Origin of the sequence: Hamadaea tsunoensis DSM 44101 (assembly GCF_000428945.1) — a bacterium.
Taxonomy (GTDB): Bacteria; Actinomycetota; Actinomycetes; order Mycobacteriales; family Micromonosporaceae; genus Hamadaea; species Hamadaea tsunoensis.
Window position 1 is genome coordinate 296,305 of sequence record NZ_AUAX01000002.1, and the last position, 22,097, is coordinate 318,401.

Annotated in this window: 20 protein-coding genes; 5 read left to right on the plus strand and 15 right to left on the minus strand. The window is 70.9% G+C overall.

The genetic code is table 11. The features are described 5' to 3' along the window. Positions 1-43 precede the first annotated feature (43 nt). The 3 genes from G401_RS0103945 to G401_RS0103955 all read right to left on the minus strand — a co-directional run bounded on the left by G401_RS0103945 (position 44) and on the right by G401_RS0103955 (position 5,909). Entirely contained in the window at positions 44-2,680 is a 2,637-nt protein-coding gene (locus G401_RS0103945) for a glycosyl hydrolase 2 galactose-binding domain-containing protein (protein WP_027341477.1), read from the minus strand. A 62-nt stretch (positions 2,681-2,742) separates the two neighbouring features. Continuing rightward, positions 2,743-4,323, minus strand: a complete 1,581-nt coding sequence (locus tag G401_RS0103950) for a beta-N-acetylhexosaminidase (RefSeq protein WP_027341478.1) — start codon at positions 4,321-4,323, stop codon at positions 2,743-2,745. A gap of 158 nt (positions 4,324-4,481) precedes the next feature. Next, entirely contained in the window at positions 4,482-5,909 is a 1,428-nt protein-coding gene (locus tag G401_RS0103955; RefSeq protein WP_027341479.1) for a hypothetical protein, read from the minus strand. A gap of 107 nt (positions 5,910-6,016) precedes the next feature. On the opposite strand from G401_RS0103955, the gene G401_RS0103960 reads away from it, so the two are divergent. Further along, positions 6,017-7,579 carry an amidohydrolase gene (locus tag G401_RS0103960; protein WP_027341480.1) on the plus strand — a complete coding sequence of 521 codons (1,563 nt, stop codon included), beginning with the start codon at positions 6,017-6,019 and terminating at the stop codon, positions 7,577-7,579. On the opposite strand, the gene G401_RS0103965 is transcribed toward G401_RS0103960, so the two are convergent. Further along, complete coding sequence (locus G401_RS0103965; protein WP_027341481.1) at positions 7,576-8,190, minus strand: TetR/AcrR family transcriptional regulator; 615 nt, start codon at positions 8,188-8,190, stop codon at positions 7,576-7,578. The two genes, G401_RS0103960 and G401_RS0103965, sit on opposite strands and share 4 nt — an antisense overlap. A gap of 105 nt (positions 8,191-8,295) precedes the next feature. Here G401_RS0103965 and G401_RS0103970 point away from each other — a divergent pair, with 105 nt between their 5' ends. Next, the gene (locus G401_RS0103970; RefSeq protein WP_027341482.1) at positions 8,296-9,288 is read left to right on the plus strand and encodes an NADP-dependent oxidoreductase; all 993 of its coding nucleotides are present in this window, start codon (positions 8,296-8,298) and stop codon (positions 9,286-9,288) included. A gap of 123 nt (positions 9,289-9,411) precedes the next feature. Continuing rightward, on the plus strand, positions 9,412-9,978 hold the full coding sequence (locus G401_RS43305) for a helix-turn-helix domain-containing protein (protein WP_051366101.1): 567 nt from the start codon (positions 9,412-9,414) through the stop codon (positions 9,976-9,978). A 142-nt stretch (positions 9,979-10,120) separates the two neighbouring features. On the opposite strand, the gene G401_RS0103980 is transcribed toward G401_RS43305, so the two are convergent. Beyond that, complete coding sequence (locus tag G401_RS0103980; protein WP_027341483.1) at positions 10,121-11,158, minus strand: hypothetical protein; 1,038 nt, start codon at positions 11,156-11,158, stop codon at positions 10,121-10,123. Between the two features lie 221 nt (positions 11,159-11,379). Between G401_RS0103980 and G401_RS0103985 the strand changes: the two genes are divergently transcribed. Together G401_RS0103985 and G401_RS0103990 are read left to right on the plus strand one after the other, a co-directional pair. Further along, the gene (locus G401_RS0103985; protein ID WP_051366102.1) at positions 11,380-11,787 is read left to right on the plus strand and encodes a hypothetical protein; all 408 of its coding nucleotides are present in this window, start codon (positions 11,380-11,382) and stop codon (positions 11,785-11,787) included. A 138-nt stretch (positions 11,788-11,925) separates the two neighbouring features. Continuing rightward, entirely contained in the window at positions 11,926-12,357 is a 432-nt protein-coding gene (locus G401_RS0103990; protein ID WP_027341485.1) for a nucleoside deaminase, read from the plus strand. Between the two features lie 28 nt (positions 12,358-12,385). Here G401_RS0103990 and G401_RS0103995 read toward each other — a convergent pair whose 3' ends face one another. The 10 genes from G401_RS0103995 to G401_RS43310 all read right to left on the minus strand — a co-directional run bounded on the left by G401_RS0103995 (position 12,386) and on the right by G401_RS43310 (position 22,095). Continuing rightward, positions 12,386-13,015, minus strand: coding sequence for a hypothetical protein (locus tag G401_RS0103995; protein WP_034590651.1), 630 nt, complete (start codon positions 13,013-13,015; stop codon positions 12,386-12,388). Continuing rightward, positions 13,015-13,635, minus strand: a complete 621-nt coding sequence (locus G401_RS0104000; protein WP_027341487.1) for an MBL fold metallo-hydrolase — start codon at positions 13,633-13,635, stop codon at positions 13,015-13,017. The genes G401_RS0103995 and G401_RS0104000 overlap by 1 nt, the downstream gene beginning before the upstream one ends. Continuing rightward, positions 13,632-14,657 (minus strand): NAD(P)/FAD-dependent oxidoreductase, encoded by a 1,026-nt coding sequence (locus tag G401_RS0104005; RefSeq protein ID WP_027341488.1) that lies wholly within the window; start codon positions 14,655-14,657, stop codon positions 13,632-13,634. The genes G401_RS0104000 and G401_RS0104005 overlap by 4 nt, the downstream gene beginning before the upstream one ends. Then, the gene (locus tag G401_RS0104010; RefSeq protein ID WP_027341489.1) at positions 14,650-15,906 is read right to left on the minus strand and encodes an ATP-grasp domain-containing protein; all 1,257 of its coding nucleotides are present in this window, start codon (positions 15,904-15,906) and stop codon (positions 14,650-14,652) included. Before G401_RS0104010 ends, G401_RS0104005 begins: the two co-directional genes overlap by 8 nt. A gap of 67 nt (positions 15,907-15,973) precedes the next feature. Next, positions 15,974-16,528, minus strand: coding sequence for a YbaK/EbsC family protein (locus tag G401_RS0104015; protein ID WP_084556798.1), 555 nt, complete (start codon positions 16,526-16,528; stop codon positions 15,974-15,976). Between the two features lie 17 nt (positions 16,529-16,545). Beyond that, the gene (locus tag G401_RS0104020) at positions 16,546-18,303 is read right to left on the minus strand and encodes an ABC transporter substrate-binding protein (RefSeq protein WP_027341491.1); all 1,758 of its coding nucleotides are present in this window, start codon (positions 18,301-18,303) and stop codon (positions 16,546-16,548) included. After that, the gene (locus G401_RS0104025; protein WP_027341492.1) at positions 18,300-18,629 is read right to left on the minus strand and encodes a hypothetical protein; all 330 of its coding nucleotides are present in this window, start codon (positions 18,627-18,629) and stop codon (positions 18,300-18,302) included. Before G401_RS0104025 ends, G401_RS0104020 begins: the two co-directional genes overlap by 4 nt. Positions 18,630-18,649: 20 nt before the next feature. Continuing rightward, on the minus strand, positions 18,650-19,591 hold the full coding sequence (gene ddaH / locus G401_RS0104030) for a dimethylargininase (RefSeq protein ID WP_407636823.1): 942 nt from the start codon (positions 19,589-19,591) through the stop codon (positions 18,650-18,652). 24 nt (positions 19,592-19,615) lie between these two features. Further along, the gene (locus tag G401_RS0104035) at positions 19,616-20,857 is read right to left on the minus strand and encodes an ATP-grasp domain-containing protein (RefSeq protein WP_027341494.1); all 1,242 of its coding nucleotides are present in this window, start codon (positions 20,855-20,857) and stop codon (positions 19,616-19,618) included. Between the two features lie 14 nt (positions 20,858-20,871). Further along, a complete protein-coding gene (locus G401_RS43310) occupies positions 20,872-22,095 on the minus strand; it encodes an MFS transporter (protein WP_034590654.1) in 1,224 nt (407 codons plus the stop codon). Positions 22,096-22,097 lie beyond the last annotated feature (2 nt).

Sequence of the window (22,097 nt, forward strand, 5' to 3'; positions counted from 1 at the left end):
AAAGGGGCTCCCGCTCAGACAAGCGGCGGAAACCCCTCCCCCGTCACGGGATCGGCTGGGACACCGTGGGGACGTTGAATCCGCGTACGCGTAGATAAGGAGCCTGACCACCGAGATCGCCGGTCTGGTACGCGGCGGTGAGGACCTTGCTCTCGCCGGGGAACAGCGAGACGTAGTTGTCGGAGTAGGTGACCGGGGTGACCTCGTTGCCGCCGTTGCCCGCGGTGATCTCGGGGCGCAGGAAGAAGCCGAGCGCGGTCGGGCTGGTGTTGGTCAGCGTGATGGTGACCGTGGTGGTGCCGCCGGTGACGGCGCGGGTGGCCGAGGCGGTGACGGCGTTGTCGGCCGCGAGGCTCGACAGGCCGGTGAGGTTGGCGTTGGTCTTGATGGCGGTCATGTACCAGTTGCTCTTGCGGCCGAGCGCGTCGGCGACGGTGGAGTACCAGTACAGGTTGTCGCTGACGAGCGCGCCGCCGGCGTCGGTGAGCCGCAGCCGCAGCAGGTAGGTCGACGAGAGACCGGACACGGTGGCGGGCAGCGTGAGGGCGACGGTGTTGGCGTTCGCCGTGGCGGTGACCGGTGCGCTGGTCGTGTACTTCTGCGACAGGTCGGGGACGTTGTAGTAGGTCGCGGTGGCGGTGAGCCCGCCGCGCGCCGCCAGCGTCGAGTTGATCACGTCGACGTTGCGGGTGGCGTAGTCGTACGCGATGTGCACCGGCTCGGTCGCCTTCTTGGTGCCGAAGTAGCCGCCGCCGGGCTTGAGGTAGTAGTCGTAGAGGTTCCAGTGCACCGACGGCCACGAGTTGTTGAGCATCCAGAAGATGGTCCCGAACGACTGCGTGAACTCGTGCGCGCTCCACGCCTCGAAGAACGCCCTGGTGTTCTCGTAGTTGGCCAGCTCGGACTTCTTGGAGTAGTCGGCCGCGCCGCTGGCGGTGCCGTAGCGGGCGTTGAGCGAGGCGGTGTAGACGGTGTTGTTGTCGAACACCGTGCCGGGTTTGCCCGCGTGGTAGTTGTACGCGGTCCCGATCGGCCACTGGTCGGCCGGGGACAGGAAGCGCTGCAACGATTCCAGCGGCGGCGGGGTCTCCGTGCCCTCCTCGGCGGTGGTGCCGAACGCGCTGCCGGCCTTGGTGGTGTCCCACCACAGCACCGGCGGCTCCCACTTGTAGGGGCCGTCCATCTTCACCCCGGCGTTGGCGTTGGAGTAGCTGGCGACGTTGTCGAGGGTCGGGTTCTGCCAGTGCAGCGCGGCGGCGACGTTCTTGTACGCGGTCAGGTGCGCCGCGGTCGGCGGCTGGTCGCTGCCGTACGCCCAGACGAACGAGCTGGCGTGGGCGCGCAGTGCCCGCATCTGGCTGTCGAGCGAGGCTGTGGCGACGCCCGCCTGCTCGGTGCTCCAGCCGCTGTCGTTCTCCCAGGCGCTGCAGCAGACGAAGCCCGGCATGATCATGACTCCGGCCTGGTCGGCGAGGTCGTAGAGCTCCTCGTTGCCGAGCGTGCCTTCGAGGCGGATGGTGTTGAGGCCCATGTCCTTCGTGTACTGCACGTGCGCGGCGTTCGTGCGGGTGTCCCAGCGCTGCAGCATGTCCCAGACGTAGCCGCCGCCCCGGAACAGGATGTTCTGCCCGTTCACCTTGTACCCGGCGAACGAGGTGCCCTGGACCGTCGTGCGGTAGTCGGTGAACTGGCGTACGCCGAACGAGATGCTCTTGCTGTCGGACGCGGAGCCGCCGACCGCCGCGGCCGCGGTCAGCTGGTACAGCTCGGGCGAGCCGAACTGGTAGGGCCACCACAGCGCCGGGTTGGCCACGTGCAGCTGCGGGTACGCGACCGGGTCGAACACGATCTCCCGGCGCTCGTTGGCGTTGAGCGTCACCGTCTGGCTGACCGAGATCGTCGGGTAGCCCGTCTTCGTGATCGTTGCGCTGACCGTCGTCGTCACCGGTGCGGCGGTCGCGTTGACCGCGTCGGCGTACACGGTGAGGTCGGCGGAGTTGGTGGCGGGCAACGGGAGCACCGTCTTGACGTAGGGATCGCGGATCGCCACCGCGCCCGTGGTGTCGACGAGGGTCCTGCCCCACAGACCGGCGTTCATGTCCGGCGCTTCGGGGTTCCAGTCGACCGTGCAGAACGAGAGGTCGTTGCAGTTGTGGGCCGGCGGGGTCACGCGTACGGCGAGGGCGTTGAGGCCGCCGGCGTTGATGATGCCGGTGACGTTGTACTCGTGCACGACCATCGAGCCGACCGCGTTGGCGTCCAGCTGCTGGCCGTTGAGCCAGACCTGGGCGCGGTAGCTGATCCCCTTGAACCGCAGCCAGTAGATCTGGCCCGGGTTGGCCGCCGCCGCCGTGAACTGCCCGCGGTACCACCAGTTCTGCCCGGTCAGGTCGGGCACGTTCTGCAGGTTGGTGCCGAAGTAGATGTTCGAGTAGACGTTGTTCGCGACCAGCCCGCCGAGCACCGTCGTGGGCAGGGTGACCGGATTCCAGCCGGCCGTCGAGTAGCCGACCTGCGAGATGGTCGCGCCCGTGTCGGCCAGCCCGGTCGCCGAGCGCAGCGCCCAGCCCCCGGTCAGCTCGCTGGAGCCGACGGTCGCCGCCGTCGCGCTGGGCGTGGCGACCGCACCGACCGCGAGGACCGTCACGAGCACGGCCAGCGCCGTGCGAAGTCGTTTCATGGGTGCCCTCCTCCTGCCCGGCCGCCCTTGCGGCGGCCGGGTTCGCGTGGGATGTGCGGGTCTCAGGAACCGGTGGGCCAGGTCACCTGCGTGGAGTGGTAGTAGTTGACGCCCATCACGTGCCACCGCGGCCCCTGCGCGCCGAGCCGTGTCTTGAACGCGGTCAGGTTGTGGGTGGCGTAGGGCGACCAGCCCAGCTCGGCGATCGCCGGCAGGCGCGGGAAGGCCATGTACTCGATGTCCGCGGACGTGCGCAGGGTCTCCGTCCACAGGGGAGCCTCGACCCCGAGCACCGCGGATTCGCCCACCCCCGCGAGATAATTGCCCGGATCCCACGAGTACGCCGTGTCGACGTCGATCAGTCCCGCCCAGGTCTGCCCGAGCTTGATCTTCCTGCTGTACTTCATGTCGAGGTACGCGCGGTTCGCCGGCGACATGACGACCTTGGTGCCGTTCGCGGCGGCGGCCGCCACGGCGCTGTCGGACGTCGTGGTCCCCCAGAACTGGGCGACGGTCGACGGCAACGGCGTCGCGTGCACGACGTCGTGCCAGCCCATGGCCGCCTTCCCGTACGCGGTCACCAACGGCTGTACGCGGTTGATGAACGTCGCGTAGTCGGCGGCCGTCGTCGAGCTGGCCTCGTCCCCGCCGATGTGCAGGTACGGCCCGGGAGTCAGCGCGGCGATCTCCCCCAGCACCTGGTTCACGAAGGTGTACGTCAGCTCCAGCGGTACGCACAGCGAGCTGAACCCGACGTTCGTCCCGGTGTACCGGTTCGGGGCGACGCCGTTGCAGTTGAGCTGGGCGTAGGAGGCGAGGGCGGCGTTGGTGTGGCCGGGCATGTCGATCTCCGGCACGATGGTCACGTACCGGGCGGCCGCGTACGCGACGATCGCCGAGTAGTCGGCCTGCGTGTAGTAGCCGCCGGGATCGCCGCCGACGGCCGTGCCCCCGCCGTAGGTCGCGAGGTTGGGCCAGCTGTTGATCGCGATCCGCCAGCCCTGGTCGTCGGACAGGTGCAGGTGCAGGTAGTTCACCTTGTAGAGGGCGATCTGGTCGATGTAGCGCTCGACCTGGGCGACGCTGAAGAAGTGCCGGGCCACGTCGAGCATCGCCCCCCGGTACGCGAACCGCGGGTAGTCGACGATGTGCCCGCCCGGCACCGGCCACGGTCCCGTCTGGAGGGTGGTGGCGTCGGCGGTCACCGGCAGCAGCTGCCGTAGGGTCTGCACCCCGGCGAACAGCCCGGCCGGGGCGTTGGCCCGGATCGTGATCGCACTCGACGTGACGTCGAGCTGGTAGCCCTGCGTACCGACCTGGGCGGGGGCGCCGTTGAGCAGGAGCGCCACGCCGTCGGTGGGGGCCGAGTTCGCGACGACCGGCAACGCGTACCCGGTGGCGGTGCGCAAGGGGGCGGCGAGCAGGGAGCCGATCGCGGCGGCCGCGCTCGATCCGGCTTCGGTGTAGACGGTGGTGGCCGAGGTGAGGCTGTAGGTGACGCCGGCGGACGGTGTGGACGACACCGGGGCCGGGACGACGGAGCCGAACGTGACGGCGGTGGCCGCCGCGGCGGGCTGCGGTTGAACGATTCCCATGATGACGACCGATGCGAGTACGCACAGGGGTGCGGTCAAACGGGCCATGGTTCTCCTCCACGGAGCAGACATCGACCTGTGTCCCAGTCCGCTCAGCTTAGGAGTCCGTTAATGGAATGGCAACTTACCTAACCAACCTTTCCGGCCGGACGGAAAGGTGCCCGGGGTCTGCGGGACCCCGGGCACCTTGTGAGGGGAGCAAAGTCTCAGAAGAGCGCCGCCACGGCGTCGAACGTGTCGGTGCTGAACGTCGGGCTGTACTGGTAGACGGTCGCCAGCACCGGGCCGCCGGAGCGGCTGACCGACCACGACGCGTCGCTCTCGAAGCCGGGGTCGGTGACGTGGCAGCCGGTCAGCTGCACGTCGTCGAACAGCACGCTCACGCTGTAGTTGCTGACCGCCTTCATCTCCATCAGGCGCAGCACGAGGGTGGCCGAACCGTTGGTCAGGTGCGAGGTGATGTCGAGCGCGCTCGAGGTGTACCAGTCGGTGCCCTCACTGGCCACATCGGACGCCCACACGAGCGACCCGCCCACGTACGCCTGCTTCTGGTGGTAACCGGCCGGCGACGTGGTGTCCCGGCTGTCCTGCCGCCACAGCACCATCGTGCAGCTGGACGAGCCCGCGTCGAGGGCGACCGTGGTGGCCGCCTGCGCGTACTGGCCGGCGACGGTGGCGCGGTTGGCCGCGACGGTGAAGCTGAGCACGCCCAGGCCGCTGCGCGCGAGGTTGCTGCTGCTGCCCGCCGGTACGCCGGTCGCGCCGAGCGGCAGGTTCCACAGGATCACGCCGGCGATCTGGCCGGACGCCGTGTCCGCGACCGCCTGGGCGGTCAGGGTCGCGACGTAGTCCTTGTCGGGGGCGAGCATGGAGCTGCTGAGCTTGTTGCCGTACAGCATGAGGATCAGCCGCTTGCCGTCCCGGTTGGCGATCGCGGTCACCGCGTCCACCTGGGCCTGCATCGTGCTCGCCGAGGACCAGATCGTGTTGCTGTACGGGTCGTCGCGGTAGGGCATGATGAGCCCGTCGATGCCGGCCGCGTAGCTGTCCACGAGGGACTGCGTGATGGCCGGCCGGTACAGCTGCAGGTAGAAGTCGAGGCTGGGCTGGACGGCCCGGGCCGCCGACCGCATCGACTGCACGTAGGACGCCGTGTACAGCGACAGCCAGTAGTCCATGTCGTCGACGGTCCACCCGGTCAGGTTCGGGTAGGTCAGCGACAGCTGGGCGATGGCCTTCCCCCAGGCCACGTAGTCCTTGTGGTACGGCGCGTACAGGTCGCAGGACTTCGGGGCGGCCGCGGAGCTCGGGCACTCCGACGGCGGCACCAGGTAGGCGAACACCCGGATCCCGGCGGCCTGGGCGGCCGGCAGGAACTCGGCAAAGTCGGGCCAGTCGGCTGCGTTCTCGATGACATAGTCGTAGGTGTTGGCGTGCAGGGCCAGCAGCCGCGAGATCATCGCGGGCGTGTCCAGGTGGCGCAGCCCGTCCGCGCGGTTGGCGCTCTCCCGGATGGTGCCCTCGGTCGCGCCCTTGATGCCGTTCGCCGGTGCGGCGGTGGCGGGCGCGGCCGGAACCGCGACGCTCAGCGCTGCGGAGACGAGCGCGAGTGCGGTGATGGCAAGGCGTTTCAACGGGTTCCCCTCTCGTTCATGGACGCCGTCGGGGACATGCTGCCCCGTCGCGGGCCGATGCGCGAAACTGTTCGGCCTGAACCGAAACGAAGGTACGGTGTTGATGCATGAGCATCACTGTCTTCCGGACCGCCGTCATCCATACCGGCGACGAGAGCCGGCCCCGCGCACAGGCGGTGGCCGTCGAGAATGGACAGATCGTCGCGATCGGCTCCGACAGCGAGGTCCGCGCGGCCGCCGGACCGGCCGCCGAGCTGGTCGACCTGCCCGGCGCCGCCGTCCTGCCCGGCATCTACGACGCCCACATCCACACCGCCCAGTACGCGCAGGGCCTCGTCACCGTCGACCTCGGCGGTACGCGTTCCCTGGCCGAGGCGCTCGCCCGCGTCGCCGACCGGGCGGCCCGGCTGCGTCCCGGCGAATGGCTGCTCGGCGGGCGCTGGAACAGCAACGTGTGGGACCCGCCCGTGCAGCCGGACCGGTACGCGCTGGACGCGGTGTGCCCGGACAACCCGGTCGCCCTGCCGAACATCGACGCCCACACGACCTGGGTGAACTCGGCCGCTCTGCGGATCGTCGGCATCGACGCGGCCACCCCGGACCCGGTCGGCGGCCAGATCGTGCGCGACGAGCGCGGCGAGCCGACCGGCATCCTGCGCGAGAACGCCACCCATCCGCTGCGGCCCTACACCGCCGCCGACGACCTCGGCGCGCTGCTGCGTACCGGGCAGGAGAAGCTGCTCGCCCTCGGCATCACCAGCCTGCACGACATCGACGGCGACGACTGCTGGCAGGCGTACCGGCGGCTGCACGCGGACGGCCAGCTGAAGATCAGGGTGCACAAGGCGATCCGGCTGGAGCACTTCGAGGCCGCCGTCGCCGAGGGCCGCCGCACCGGACAGGGCGACGACTGGCTGCGTACCGGGCCGTTGAAGGTGTTCAGCGACGGCGCCCTCGGCTCGCACACCTGCCACACCAGCGCGCCGATGGCCGGCGGCGGCCACGGCATCGAAGTCGTCCCCTACCCCGACCTGGTACGCATCTACCGCACCGCCGCCGAGGCCGGGATCGCGGTCGCCACCCACGCGATCGGCGACCGGGCGAACCATCTGGTGCTCGACGCGTACGAGGAGGTCGGGCCGACCCCCGGCCTGCGCAACCGGATCGAGCACGCGCAGCACCTGCGGCCCGCCGACGTGGCCCGGATGGCCCGGCTCGGCATCGTCGCCTCGATGCAGCCGGTGCACTGCACCAGCGACCTCGACCTCGTCGACGACCTGCTCGCCGGGCACGACCTCGCCTCCTACGCGTGGCGCGGCCTGCTGGACGCCGGTGCCCCGCTCGCGTTCGGCTCGGACGCGCCCGTCGAGGACCCCAACCCGTTCGCCGCCCTGTACGCCGCGGTCACGCGTACCCGGCCGGGCGGCGAACCGGCCGGGGGCTGGCAGCCCGGGCAGCGGATCACCATGGCCGAGGCCGTCCGGGCGCACACCGCCGGATCGGCGTACGCCGCCGGTGAGGAGAGCCGCAAGGGTGTCCTGGCCCCCGGCATGCTGGCCGATTTCATCGCCGTCGACACCGACCCGTACGCCGAGTCGCCGGAGGCGGTCCTGCGTACGCAGGTGCTGACGACGGTCGTCGGCGGAACGGTCGCCTGGGAACGCAGCTAGGGAAGAGGTGCGGGCGGGGCGGGGTGCGGCAGGTTGCGCGCCCCGTCCGGCCGCAGTCCATCCAGGATGATCGCGAGGTAGCGCCGCCACAGGTCCGGCGACGCCTTCGCCAGCGGCTCGGCCACGTGGGTCGGGGCGCACATCAGCAGCACCACGTCCGGCCCCGTCACGTCGGCCCGGATCGCGCCCTGCCCGCGGGCCCGGTCGACCAGCGCGTACACCGCCTGGAACATCCGCTCGCGGACCTCCTCGACGCCGGCCTCGCGCAGGACCGCGGGGTCGGCGGCGGCCAGGAAGGCCATGCTCTGCTCCTGCTGGCGCTCGGCGCTCGCGGCGAGGAAGTCCGCGAGCGCGGCGCCGGCGTCCGGCGCGCCGGCCAGCGACTCCGCGAGGCCGCCGAGGTCCTCCAGGCGGTCGGTGACGATCGCGGCCATCAGGTGGTCCTTGGAGGCGAAGTGGCGGAAGACCGTCCCTTTGCCGATTCCGGCCCGCCGGGCGATGCTCTCGATCGACGCGTCCGGCCCGCGCTCGCGGAACTCGTCGGCGGCCGCGCGCAGCAGCTCGCGCCGGTTGCGCGCGGCGTCCGCGCGCAGCGTGCGGGTCTCGGTCATCTCGTCCTCCGCGGGCCAGCCTACCGTAACTTGACCGCGCGGTCCGCTTCTGGGTAGCCTCGCCCCATAACCGGACCGAGCGGTCCGCTTACTGAAGGGACACCCGTGCGCGCCGTCATCGCCACCGACTACTGCCCGCCCGACCAGCTCACCGTCGCCGACCTGCCCATTCCCCGCCCCGGCCCCGGCCAGCTCCAGGTCCGCGTCGCCGCGGCCGCCATCAACCCCGCGGATGTACGCCTTCCCCGCGGCGACTTCCGCGACTTCGTCGATCTGACGTTCCCCCACGTCGTCGGCAACGACTTCGCCGGCACCGTGACCGAGACCGGGCCGGGCGTCACGGCGTACGCGGTCGGCGACGAGATCTTCGGCGTCGCGGTCCCCCGGGCGCTGCGCGGCATGGCCTCCGCCACCCGTCCCTCCGTGGGCACCGGCATGCTGGCCGAGTACGCCGTCATCGAAGCCGACACCGCCCTCGTCGCCCACCGGCCGCCCGGTCTCGCGGCCGAGGACGCCGCCGCCCTGGCCACCGCCGGGTTCACCGCGGTGGCCGTCCTGGGCGCGGGCGCGTTCCGGCCCGGCGAGACGGCTCTGGTCGTGGGCGCCACCGGCGGTGCCGGAACCGCGATCGTCCCCGTCCTGGCCAACGCCGGCGTACGCGTGCTGGCCACAGCCACCGCCGACGACGAGGAGATCCTGCGGAAACTCGGCGCGGCCGAGATCATCCGCTACCGCGAGACCGACACCGCCGACGAGACCCTGCGCCGCTACCCGGCCGGGATCGACGTCGTGGTCAACGCGACCCTGCCCGGGGACGGGCTGGCCGGCATCGCGCGTACGCTGCGCCCCGGCGGGCGGCTGGTGACCATCACGCTGCCCGCGCCCACCCCCGCCGACCTCGACCGGCCCGATCTGACCGTCACCGCCGTGCTCGACATGGACGGCGTCCACGGTGGCATGGCCGCCACCGCCCGGCTCGCCGAGAGCGGCGTCCTGCCCGCGACGATCGGCCGCCGGTACACCCTCGCCGAGGGCCCGCAGGCCTGCGCTGACTTCGCCGCGCTGCACACCACCGGCAAGCTGGTCGTCCTGCTCTGACTCCCGAGCTCGCGGTACGCGGACGGGCCCGGCTCGTACGGGCGGTGGTCGAGAGGAGTTGCCGGACGTTGTGGCCACTTGTTGCAGCTTGGATAATGGTTACAGTTATGACACAGTTCAGCGATGGAGCCCATCGAGCTGCTGCTGCATCCCGTGCGCCTGCGCATCATGGCCGTCCTGGCCGGCCGGCCGGACCTCTCCACGAACCAGCTGTGCACCCGCCTGCCCGACGTGTCGAAGGTGACGGTGTACCGGCAGCTCGCCCTGCTCGTCGAGGGCGGCTGCATCGAGGTGTCCGGCGAGCATCGCGTACGGGGAGCGGTCGAGCGACGGTACCGCCTGCGACCGCAGCGGCCGAGGATCGACGCCGGCATGGCCGCCACGATGACGCCGGACGACCACCGTCGCGGATTCGCCGCGGCCATGGCCGTCCTGATCGCCGAGTTCGAGGCCTACCTGGACAGTGACGGCGCCGACCCGGTGGCCGACGGAGTCGGCTACCGGCAGGCCGTGCTGTGGCTGAGCCCGGACGAACTCGCCGACATGGGCCGCGCGATAGTCGACGTCCTGCAACGGTCGGTCGCCAACAAGCCCGCACCCGGCCGCATCCCCTATCTGCTCAGCCCGGTCATGTTTCCACGGGTGAGCCTCTACGGCGCCGAGGCGCAGGACGCCGACACGATCGAGTAGGCGTTCACCTGCGTGGCCAGACAGCTGGACACCGAGAACTACGTATGGGCCGATGTGCGGGTCTACGGGGCGCAGTACGGACCCGCGCCGTTCCCTGACCCGTCGAGGAAGCCGGCCTATGTCAATCCACTCGCGCCGGAAGTCATCTGAACAGGCTTCCCTCCTCCGCCAGCGGTGAACGGCCGCACCAGCAGGAGGCCGGATCGAGATACGGCCGCAGCGCGGCGGTCAGCGCGGGATCGGCCGCCCCGCGCAGACTGTCCGAGGCGATCTTCCGGGCCACACCGGCCAGCAGATCGGCGACCTGCACCCGCGGCTCGGTACGCGAATCCGCCTGCCGCAACCGCAGGAAGCGGCCGTGTTCCGGGCGGCGGATCGCCTCGATCGGCGGCTCGGCGAGAACTTGTTCCATGAGGTGCATCCGTCGCTCAGTCAGCGCGGACTGTTCATCGTGGACGATCGCGATCGGCCGCTCTCCCCCGCTCCAGTGCAGCGCTGTGCGTACCAGGGCGGGGATCAGGGGTTCCAGGACGGGGTGCAGGACATGCCCGTCGAGCAGCCGGGTCCGGGCCGCGTACGCGCCGGCGCGGGCGTCGTGCAGTTCGTCGAGGATGTCGCTGCCGCGGCTGCGCCGAAGGACGTCCAATGCGGCGAAGAACGCGTCGACCGGGGCGTGCACCTGGGGATGGCGGTTCGCCCGCAGCACGGCGTTGGCCGTGAGGAGGAACGCCTGCCAGGGTTCCCGACCGTAGGCGTCGGGTCCCGTCCGGCACAGCTCGGCCGCCTGTCGGGACAGCCGCTCGTCGGGCCGCAGGCCGAGGCTGCGCGTATCGGCGAAGTCCCCGAGGAAGATGTCGAACGCGCGCCGCAGGACGAAGCACGACTTGTGCGTCAGGTGCACCCATGCGAGGCCGTGGACGGGACCGGCCGGCCCGAGGAACGCGGCAAGCTGCGATCCGTCGCGCAAGCGCATCAGATGCCCGGCCTTGAACTCGTCGCCGGGTCTGGACGACGAGCCGCGCAGCGTGCGGACGCACTCCTCGGCGGCCTCCGCGGTCAGCCCGACGCTCGCGTACGCGATGACGTCGGAGTTCGCGGCGGCGAAGTTGCTACCTTCCCAGCCCGATTCGTCGCAGGCGATCTCGGTGACGGGGTCGGTGAATGTCTGAAGGGTGTGCAAGGTCTCTCCCTGTGCTCCAACGGATGGGTCGACGTCGGTTCACAGGTCGACGCTCACATCGGAGCCGCAGGAAGACATGAGCCCATGGTGCCCGCCCGGGGCGGAATCGTGCCACGGCTTTTCGGGGCCGCAGGCAGGGCGGCTTTGACCGCGCGGCCCGGCGGCCTATCTTGATCACGCACCGATCCTTGATCATCATCCGTACGAGGAGGTCCTGGAGAGTGAGTCTCAGCAAGCGAAGCGCCACCGTGGCGGCCGGGCTGGCCGTCGGGCTGGCGGCGGCCGTCGGGCCGACAAGTCCGGCGCTGGCCGCGTCCACGCCGATCGAGGCCTGCGGCGGCGGCAGCTACCACGTCATCGACAGCCACGCGTACGGGTCCAGCGCGGTCACGTACCTGCTCTACAACGGCAGCACGGACTGCGTGATCACCTGGAAGACCGGTGCGGCCGGCAACAGCGCCTGGGTACGCGCGGTCGTGCAGGCGTACGGCTCGCCGGGGGTCGTGGACGCGGACTACTACCACTACTACGCCGGACCCGTGAAGGTGAAGGCACCGGGGAAATGCATCATGTGGGGCGGTTCGTACGGCGACTCCTGGTACGAGAGCCCGTTCGAGCACTGCGGCTGACGCTGTGAGAAGGATGGGGCGTGCGGGCCCCATCCGGCGCCGCTGCGCCCTTCGACCGGCCCCGGCCTGGTACGCGGCGTAGCCTGGCAGGAGTCGACCAGGTCAGCCACGCGGGCCGGCCGCACCGGAGGGAGCGCCATGATCACCGAAGCCGACGAGGTACTCCTGCGCCGGGCGATCGCCCTCGCGGCCCACGCCGTCACCATCGGCGACGCGCCCTACGGCTCGCTGCTCGCCGACGCCGACGGGGTCATCCTCGCCGAGGAGCACAACACCGTCCACCGTGACAATGACATCGCCGCGCACCCCGAGCTGAAGCTGGCCCGCTGGGCCGCCCGGGAACTCGATCCCGCCGTCGCGGCCCGCACCACGATGTACACCAGCTGCCAGCCGTGCGGCATGTGCACCGGCGGCATCGTCCGGTCCGGCCTCGGCCGGGTCGTGTACGCCCTCAGCACCGACCAGCTCATCGAGCTGAACCCGGACTCCGACCGGCCCGACGTCCAGCAGGAGGGTCCGGCGCTCTACGAGGAGGCCCACATCCCGATCGAGGCCTTCTACCTGCGTTGAGCGTGATCACTACCTGCGTTGAGTGTGATCAGCCGGCAGGCGCCATCCGGTTGTTGGCGATGAGGTAGGTGTACTCGTCGAGCAGCTTGGCGAGCGACACCGACGGCCGGCCGATGAGCTGCGGCAGCTGCTCCTCGGCGGTCCCCGTCGCCTCGACGAGCGTGCGGGCCCAGTCCCGCCCCAGCTTCTGGTGGGCGGCGAACGCACGGCCGTCCCGGGCGCCGTGCAGCCAGCCCGCGATCGCCGCGTCCCACGGCATGATTCCGTGGGGGCGCAACGCGTACAGCAGTTTGGCGGCGGCCGTGGGACCGACCCGGCGGCGGCCGACCCGGATCTCGGCGAGACCGTCGAACGCCACCCCGATCGCGTCGGCCTCGCTGTCGGACAGGGACAGCAGCCCGGCCGCGGCCGGCAGGTCCAGCGTGGACCACCAGGCGGCCACCCCGTCGCCGAACCCGGGCCCCCGCGGAATGCGGCACGCCCACGAGTTGAGCCAGGTCAGGGTGGCTTCGCGGTGCTCGGCGAGGGAGAGGTCGATCGCGGGGGCGGTCGCCTCGGCGTACCGGTTCCAGCTGCGGTCCACGTTGCCGAGTTCGGTGAACCGCGCCGACGCCGACCGCAGAACGGTCAGCGTCGGCGCGGCGGTGGTCGCGAGCATCAGGCGGGCGTCGTCTCGTCGGGCGTGAAGGCCGGGCCGTGCCCGGGGACGATGACGTCCGGCCCCAGCTCCAGGAGGGCCTTGCGGCTCTGGGAGAGCAGGGCGTTGTCGGCGATCGGGTCCTCGACCGGGCCGTCCGGCCACCACCACAGGTCCCCGACGAACGCGACGACACCGTCGGGCGTACCGGCGAGGACGGTGATGTCCTGCGGGCTGTGGCCGGGGGTCTTCACGAACCGGATCGAGTCGGAGATGTGCAGGTCCTCGACCTCGCGGTCGACCCACTCCTGGTCGCGGTAGCTGGCCTTGTGGTCGTGCACCCAGGCCTTCGCGAACAGGCCGGCGTTCATGATGTTGTCCGGGTGGTGGTGGCTGAGCACCACGTCGGTGATGTCGTCGGCGGTCAGGCCCAGCTCGGCGAGCGGGTCGAGGATCAGCGAACGGCTCTCCACCATGCCGGGGTCGATGACGATGTGGCGCACGCCTTCGGGTGAGGTGTCGCGCAGGTAGGACACCGTCGCCTGGGTGCCGGCGTGCGGGGCGCCCGGTCCGGTCGCGCTGGTGTATCCGACGACGAGGACCTGGTAGATGGCGCTCCGGCCGGGGGGAAGTACGGTCATGCATCAATCCTAGTGAGCAGGGCTGACGCGGCCGTGCGACTGGCGGCCACGGCCGTCTTCGCCGCACCGCCGCTGCCGCCGGTGAATGTGAACAGGCTGCCACCGCCGGGCACCGGCCGCAGGCGCAGCCCGGGGTCCCCGTGGTAGCAGTCCGCCGCGACCACGATGCGGTCGGGGGCGCCGGTGTGCCGGTCGCCGAGCACGTCGGCGGCGACCTGGCGTACGCGGGTGGCGAGCGGAGCGTCCACCGTCAGGGCCGACGGGTCGACGTCCCACCGCTGCCCGGGCAGTCCGAGCAGCAGCGTCCCGTCGGCGAACGTCCGTCCATACAGGCCGGTGATGTCGTCGACGAAGGGCCGGTCGACCGAGCCCGCGCGGGGGAACACGCTGTACTGGATCTGCTTGGTCCGCAGCGCCGGGTCGGGCAGGCCGCTCGCGGCGAGCAGCTTCGGCGTCCACGCGCCGGCGGAGACGACCACGGCGTCGTAGTCGCGGCCCTGGCCGTCGGCGAGGATCACCCCGTCGGCGACGACCGCCGCGACCGGCTCCGGGCAGACCGTGGCGCCGCTGTGGGCCAGGGCGGCGTTGCGCAGCGCGTGCGGCGAGATGTTGCCGGCCTGCCGTTCGACGACGGCCACGGCCGGCTCGCCGAGCGCGGCCAGCAGCGGGTGCGGCGGTTCGATCACCTCGGCCGAGCCGGGCAGCGCCTGCTCGATCAGGGCGACCCGCGCCGCGGCGGTCTCGCCGTCGCCGGCCGGCAGCCGGTACAGCGAGCCGCTCTCGCGGTACTGCGCCCACTCCCGCAGCCGCGCGTCGCCGAGCAGCTCGGTCAGGCTGGCCAGAGCGTCCCGGCAGGCGGCCTCGTCGGCTTCGAAGGCGCGGACCAGCCCGCCCGACGCCGCGGTGGCGTCGGAGCGGACCGGTCCGGTGTAGACGTCGACCCGGTGGCCGGACAGCCGCCAGGCCAGCAGGGCGCCGGCGATCCCGCCGCCGACGACCGCCACCCGCGGGCCGTCAGTCACCGGGAATCCCGTCGAGGTCGATGGAGACCAGCGCGGCCGCCTCGTCGAGGATGGCAGTCACCTCGGCCGGCGTCGCGGCCTCGGCGATCAGGTACGCGTACCGGGTGATGTAGCCGTCCGGCGGCAGCCGCAGGACCGCCCCGTCGGCGACGATCGCCCGGGTCTCGACCAGGCCGGGCAGCGTACCCTCGGCCGGGACGTGGATCGCGCGGACGGTGCCGTTCGCCGGCGGGTAGCAGAACCGGATCCCGACCGCCGTCGTCTTCGTGGCGGCCAGTTCCGGCGTACGCCCGGTGGCGATGGCGACGGCCGCGCGGCCGGGGTCGATGCCGGTGGCCCGCTTGCCGAGGTACGGGATGAGGTCGCCGCCGAGGCGCGCGTTGACCTCGACGATCGCCGGCCCGCGCGGGGTCAGCTTGACCTCGGTGTGCGTGATGCCGTCCTTGACCCCGAGGGCCTCGTGCGCGGTACGCAGCGTGGCCAGCAGCGCCTCGTCGGACAGCAGCGGATCGGCGGCGTCGACGACGTGGCCGACCTCCTCGAAGTAGGGTTCGAGGCCGATCTGCTTGTGGGCCAGGAACATCGGCGTGTACGCGCCGCCCACCACGGCGCCGTCGACGCTGATCTCGGGGCCGGTGAGGAACTCCTCGACCAGGACGCCGCCCTCGTAGGACGGCGACCCGCCGTAGCTGCCGGCCTCGGCCACGGCGAACGCGTGGGCGACGTCGTCGGGGCCGTCGGCGCGGATGACCCCGATGCTCGCGCCCATGCCGCGGGGCTTGAGCACGACCGGGTAGCCGAACTCCGCGGCCTTGCTCGCCGCCTCCTCGACCGAGGTGACGTACGCGAACCGCGGCTGCACGAGCCCGGCGGCGGTGAGCACCTGGCGGGTGTTGTGCTTGTTGCGGCAGTTCTCCACGCCGTCCAGGGTGAGCCCGGGCAGGCCGAGCCGGTCGGTGATGTGCGCGGCGGTGACGACCAGCGTCTCGTCCCACGAGAACGCGCCGATCACCTTGTGCGTGGCGGCCAGCTCGTCGGCGGTCTTGATCAGCTGCTCGCGGTCGGGGATGAGCCGGGCCCGGTCCAGCAGCGGCACGACGCTGGCGCCGCGTACGTAGCGCGCCTGCCAGGTCGGCTCGGCGCCCTCCAGCAGCCAGACGGCGGCGGTGTCGGCGGCCGCCGAGAGCAGGTACTCCCGGTAGGGCTGCCCGCCGCTGCCCAGCAGCAGGACGATCTCGTCGGTGCTCATGTCGAACCTCTCTTTCGCGTTCGGGCCGGTGCGCTCGGGCGACTGCCGCGACCGGGCGTGCGTACGCTCACGCCGCGATCCGCTCGACGCGCGGGCGGGCCAGGACGAGGTAGTCGTCGACGGCCAGGGCCACCGACCGGTCGAGCCGGGCGGCGTTGAAGAAGAACTCGTCCAGCTTGAGCAGGCTCTCGTCGACGATGAGATCCAGCTCGGGATGGAACGACAGCGGCGGGATCGAGCCGCTGACACTGCCGGACATGCGTTCGGCGACCTCGCGGCTGGCGAAGGCGGCCTTCGTTCCGCCGACGACCCGGCTCACCTCGTCGAGGTCGACCTTGCGGTCGCCCGGCACGACGGCGAGCACGTAGCGCCGGCCTTTCTTGGTCAGACTGACGCGGATCACGATGCACTTGGCTGCTTTGGCAAGTGGGTTGTCGCGGAGCAGGCTGGCCGCCTCGGTACGGCCCTCGGGGCCGTGCTCGATGAGCCGGTAGCGGGCTCCGCTGGTGTCCAGCAGGTCGATGATCCGGCCGTAGGTGCCCGTCGGCCGGTCCGGCCCGCCCGTGGCCCTCGACGGCGTGCCGTCGAGGGCCACGACGCTGTGCGCCGGGTGGTCGTGCATTCCTCGTCTCCCCGTGATCATTGCTCGACGTAGTGCCAGTCCTCGGGGTTGATGAGCCCGTACGGGTTGATCGGCGTGACGCCGCGCAGGTTGTTGTCGACCTCCAGCAGCCGGAACGGGAAGTTCGGCATCCAGATCACGGGCAGCTGGCGGGCGATGTAGTCCTGGTACTCGTGCAGGTCGGACAGGTCGTCGCTGACGACGGTGCGGGCGATGAGCTCGTCGGCCTTCGGGTCGCTGTAGCTGCCGAAGTTGACCGGCGATCCGGTGCCGTAGAGGCCCTCGCCGGTCGGGTAGTAGGCCGGGCCGTAGCCCCAGCCGCCGTTCCAGTCGCTGAACTGCCACAGGCACGGCGAGTCCGGTCCCGGCGTACAGGTGGTGTCCTCCAGCACGAGGATGTTCGCCGGCACCTCCTCCAGGGTGATCTCGATGCCGGCCAGGGCCGCGTCCGCGGAGAACTTCTGCATCAGCTGGGTCAGGGTGGCGTGGCCCTTGGCGTAGCGCAGGTGGAAGGTCAGCCGGTCACCCGCGCTGATCCCCTCGCCCGCCTCACCCTCACCCGTCCCGGGGCGTACGCACACCGCCGGGGTCTGGCCGGTGTCCCAGCCGTTCTCGGCGAGCACGGCCCGGGCGTGGTCCACATCGAACGGGTACGGGTGCTCGTGCGCCGCCGGCGAGATCAGCGGGCTGTCGGGCAGCCGCGGGATCGGGCCGGTGGTGGCGTAGCCGTAGCCCTTGTAGATGTCGCGGATCGCCCCGTCGACGTCCAGGCAGGACTGGATCGCCTGGCGGACGTAGAGCTGCCGGTACATCTTCCCGGCCAGCGTCGGGTTGTTGAAGTTGATCGGGAAGTAGTGGATCTTGTACGTGAGCTGCGGGACGAGCGTGTACCGCTCCGACAGCGGGTTCGGGCCGCCGGCCACCGGGTCGCCGGGCTCGGTGACCTTGCTGAACGGCAGGAAGCCGACCTGCGCGCCGCCCTTGCCCAGCAGCTCGTACTCCTCCTCGTCGGTGGCCGTCGGGATGAGCCGGAACTCGTCCAGGTACGCCTTGTTCGGCCCCGAGTACGCGTCGTTGCGGACGAGGACGGCCTCGCCCTCGAACCCGTCGATCGTGTAGGTGCGCAGCTTCCAGGGACCGTTGACCACGCTCCAGATCGGACTGGAGTCCCACGTCGACCGGTCGTCGTTCTGCTTGCGCAGGTACGCGTACACGGCCGAGGCCTGGGCCGGGTCGTGGGTGGCGTCGGCCGGGCCGGCTTCGGTCCGGTCCCAGGCCCGCGGCAGCGGAGTGATGGTGCTGAGCTGGTTCATCAGCACCCAGTTGCGCGAGTACGCCTTGTCGAACGTGAAGCTCACCTTGTCCTCGGCGACCTTCGCGAACGACGTCACGTTGTCCGGGAAGTAGCCGGGCGTGTAGCCGCCGAAGTTCTCCTTCTCGGCCAGCAGCAGGTGCATCCACAGCAGGACGTTGTCGGCGTTGACGACCTCGCCGTTCGACCACGCGTACGGCTTGATCGTGACGGTGACCGTCCGGCCGTCCTCGGCCCACTCCGGCGGCTCGCCGAGGCTGCGCTCGTAGTCGACGACCGGCTGGCCGCCCGAGCCGTACCAGTACAGCGGCCGGTAGAGCAGCACCTGGAACTCGTGCAGGTTCGCCACGCCGTAGTAGTCGCCGGGGGTGAAGGGGAAGATGAAGACCGGGGCGAAGCCGGTGGTGCACGCCCAGGTCACCGTGCCGCCCTGGACGCGGCCGTTCACGTCGTCCGCGGTCACCGGACCTCCTCCAGCTCCGAGACGCCGGTGGACGCGCCGTCGCCGTAGCGCTCCCACGTCTCGACCAGGCGGATGCGCCCGTCGTCGAGGACCAGCGGCTCGCTGTGGCAGCGACCGGCCACGACCTCGCCGTCGGCCAGGACCATCGTGTAGGTGAAGTCGAGGATGCCGTCCACATCGCTCACTCCGGTGAGCGAGCCCCGGCGTACGTCGCCGCCGGCGAAGTCGCCCCAGAGCAGGTCGCCCTGCTGCCGGTAGATGGCCAGCGGCGCCTCGTCCGCGGCGTACGCGGTGTTGCGGAACCGCCTGCCGTCGTAGTTGACCATGGGTTCTCCGTTTCCGTCTGCTACTCGTGCACGCCCGAGGGCTTTGCGCCGCGCAGTTCGAGGGTGCAGCACTTGACCGCGCCGCCCGCCTTGAGCAGCTCCGAGATGTCCACGCCGTGCGGCTGGAAGCCCCGCTTGCGCAGCTCGCCGATCAGGTGTGTGGCGGGCTGGGGCAGGACGACGTTGCGGCCGTCGCTGACCGCGTTCAGGCCGAAGACCTCCGCGTCGGCGTCGGTCGCGATGATGGCGTCGGGATAGAGGGCGGCGAGCACGTCCCGGCTCGCGGAGGAGAAGGCGGCCGGGTAGTACATGATCTGGCCGTGGCCGAGCACGGCCAGCGCGGTGTCGAGATGGTAGAACCGCGGGTCGGCCAGGTTCAGGGTGATCACCGGGCGGCCGAAGAACCTCCGCACCTCTTCGTGCGCCTCGATGTCGGTCCGGAAACCCGTGCCGGCCAGCACGATCCCGCCGTCCACCAGCAGGTCGCCCTCGCCCTCGTTGATGCGCTCGGGATCGCGTACTTCCCGGAAGGAGCGCTGCGCGAACCAGGCCCGGAAGGCGTCGGCCTCGGCCGCGCGCTCCTCGTGCCGGAACTTCGCCATCAGTACGCGACCGTCGGCGACCGTCGCGCCGTTGGCGGTGAACACCATGTCGGGCAGGCCGGGCACCGGGTCGATGAGCTCGACCTCGTGGCCGAAGGACAGGTACAGGTCGCGCAGGGTCTCCCACTGGTGCACGGCGAGGTCCGCGTCGACGGGCTTGCCCACGTGCATCCACGGGTTGATCGAATAGGTCACGCCGAAGTGGGTCGGCGGGCACATCAGGTAGCGCCGTCGCGTCTGGTGTCGCACAGTCGTCTCCCAACGTCTGGTCCGGAAAGGCCTCTTCCGCCCGCGTACAGGCGGATCGAGGGCAGCACCGACCGGCGCCGCGGTGGCGGCGCTCGGCGGTGTCGTGCGGATCGGTTGTGGTGCTGGGCGGTGCCTCTAGGAGAGAGTCACGGAGATCCGGTTGGCGAACGCGGTCGCGGTCTCGAGGGTGTCGTCGAGCGACGTGCCCTTCGCCCCGATGAACCCGAGGATGCTGTTGCCGTCCGGCGGCCGGCGGATGACGTCGCCGGGCTTGGCCGTGACCTTGAGGAAGAACAGTTCCTCGGCGGCCGCGACCTCCGGCGGCACCTCGACCGAGGCGATCGTGCCGGCCTTGGAGATGAGGCACATGGCCGCCGTGTGCACCTCGGTCGGCGCGAAGTGCCCGACCTTGGGCGCGACGCCGCGCGCGACGTCGACGACCGACTGGATCGGGTCGTAGCCCGCGCTGATGCGGGCCATGTAGTCCAGACCCCCGCCACCGGGGCGGACCGCGATCTCGAGGATGTGCGGTTCGCCCCGGTGGAAGCGGATCTCGGCGTGCATGACCGCGCGGCGCAGGCCCTGCCCGTGGGCGGCGGCCTTCACCACGCGGTGCACCGCGGCGACCTGCTCGGGGGTGAGCCCGGTCGGCGCGTGGTGCACGTCGTCGTCGAAGGTGTCGCCCTCGACGGTCACCCGGTCCACGATGGAGCCGAGATACACCTCGTCGTCCCAGGCCAGCGCCTCGATCAGGTGCTCGTGTCCGTCCAGGAAGGACTCCACGAGCAGCCCGTTCGGGCCCAGGTCCAGGCCGTCGGCCTCCATCAGCACCCACGACATCGACTCGATGCCGGTGAGCGCGTCCGCGAAGCGCTGGCGCATCTCGTCCGCGTCGTCGACGCGGAAGACGAAGTTGCTCGCCGCGCCGAGGGTCGGCTTGAGGATGACCGGGTAGCCGTACTCCTCCCCCGCCGCCAGCGCCGACTCGACGTCGGGCACGAAGCGGAAGGAGGGGTGCGGCGCGCCGCCCCGTTCGTGCGCCTGCCGCATGAGCAGCTTGTTGCGGCTGGCCACGGCGGCCTCGAAGCCCACACTCGGCAGTTTCAGCGCTTCGGCCACCACCGCCACGGTCACGACGCCGGACTCCGAGAACGTGATGACGCCCTCGAAGTTCTCCTCGGCGTGCCAGGCGGCCGCCGCGGCCACGATGTCGTCGATCTTCTTGGAACCGGCGACCCGATAGCGCGGCTGGGGCCAGAAGTCCTCGCTGCCTTCCCCGTTGAGCACGAACAACTCCGCACCGAGCGCCTCGACCTGCTGGTAGCGGGAGAGGTAGTAGGTGGCGTTCTGGCGTGCCTCGATAGCGAGCAACTTCATCACTCTGCTCCTTTCTAGGCGGTGGCTTCGGTCTTCGTGGCCGACTTCGGCAGCGAAGCCACGGTGATCGCCGCGATCACGACGACCAGCGACGCCAGGGCGTAGAAGCCGTAGCGCACGTCGGAGTTGTCGATCAGCAGCGAGATGGAGATGGTCGCGATGGTTCCCGCCGCGAGGCCGAAGGCGTTGGTGGCGCCGAAGATGAAGCCGACCCGGCTCTCCGGCGAGGCCTTCATCAGCGACGTACGCGCGGCGATGCGGGCCAGCCCGAAGGTGAGGCCGGCGAACGGGATGATGCCGATGAGGACCCAGAGGTTGGTCGTCTCCAGCGCCAGCACGGTCGCGAACGCGATGTAGCCGATCAGGGCCACCCGGGCGGTGGTGAACTTCGCGTTGAGCTTCTTGAACGACCAGGCGGCGAACAGTACGCCGATGCCGAACGCGGCGTCGGTGACACCCAGGATGCCGATGTCGCTCTTGAAGCCCTGGATCACCAGCACGATCAGGATCGTGTTGCCGACGATGATCACGATGTTGCCGATCGCGTACAGCAGCGCCAGCCGCTTGATCGGCTGCTGGACGGCCGCGGCGGCGGTCTTGGCGGCGTCGGCCGCAGCCGAGATCAGCTCCGGTGCCCGCTTGCCGACGAGCAGCAGCAGGATCGCCGAGCCGACGAACGTGATGCCGTTGAAGTAGAACAGCGGGTTGACCCCGACCGCCGCGATGACCCAACCGCCGATCGCCGCCGACAGCAGCGTACCGGCCTGCAGCGCGATCTCGAAGTTCGCGTTGAAGTGGCCGAGTCGCCCCTCCGGGATCCGTTCCTTGATCAGGGCGCTGCTCGCCGGCAGGAAGAGCGCCGACAGGATCGCCAGGGCGAAACTGACCACATAGGACGCTATGTCCGCCGCCCCGCCGAAGTGCAGCCACACCGGCAGCCCGATCGCGACCGCGGCACTGCCGACGTCGGCGATCACGGCGAGCGTACGCCGGTCCACCCGGTCGGCGAGCCGGCCGAAGAACAGCGAGAGGGCCACCTGCGGGATGGCGACCGCGATGAAGAGCCAGCCGACCGAGAGGGTGGTGTCCTTCGTGGTGAAGACCAGGTAGGACACAGCGGTCAGCTGGATCCCGTTACCCAGGTTGGTGATGAAGGTCGCCGGTACGATCAGCCGCTCCGCCCGGTTGGGTTTTGGCAGAGCGGCCGCGGGGGTTTCGGCGACCACAGTGTCAGTCATGC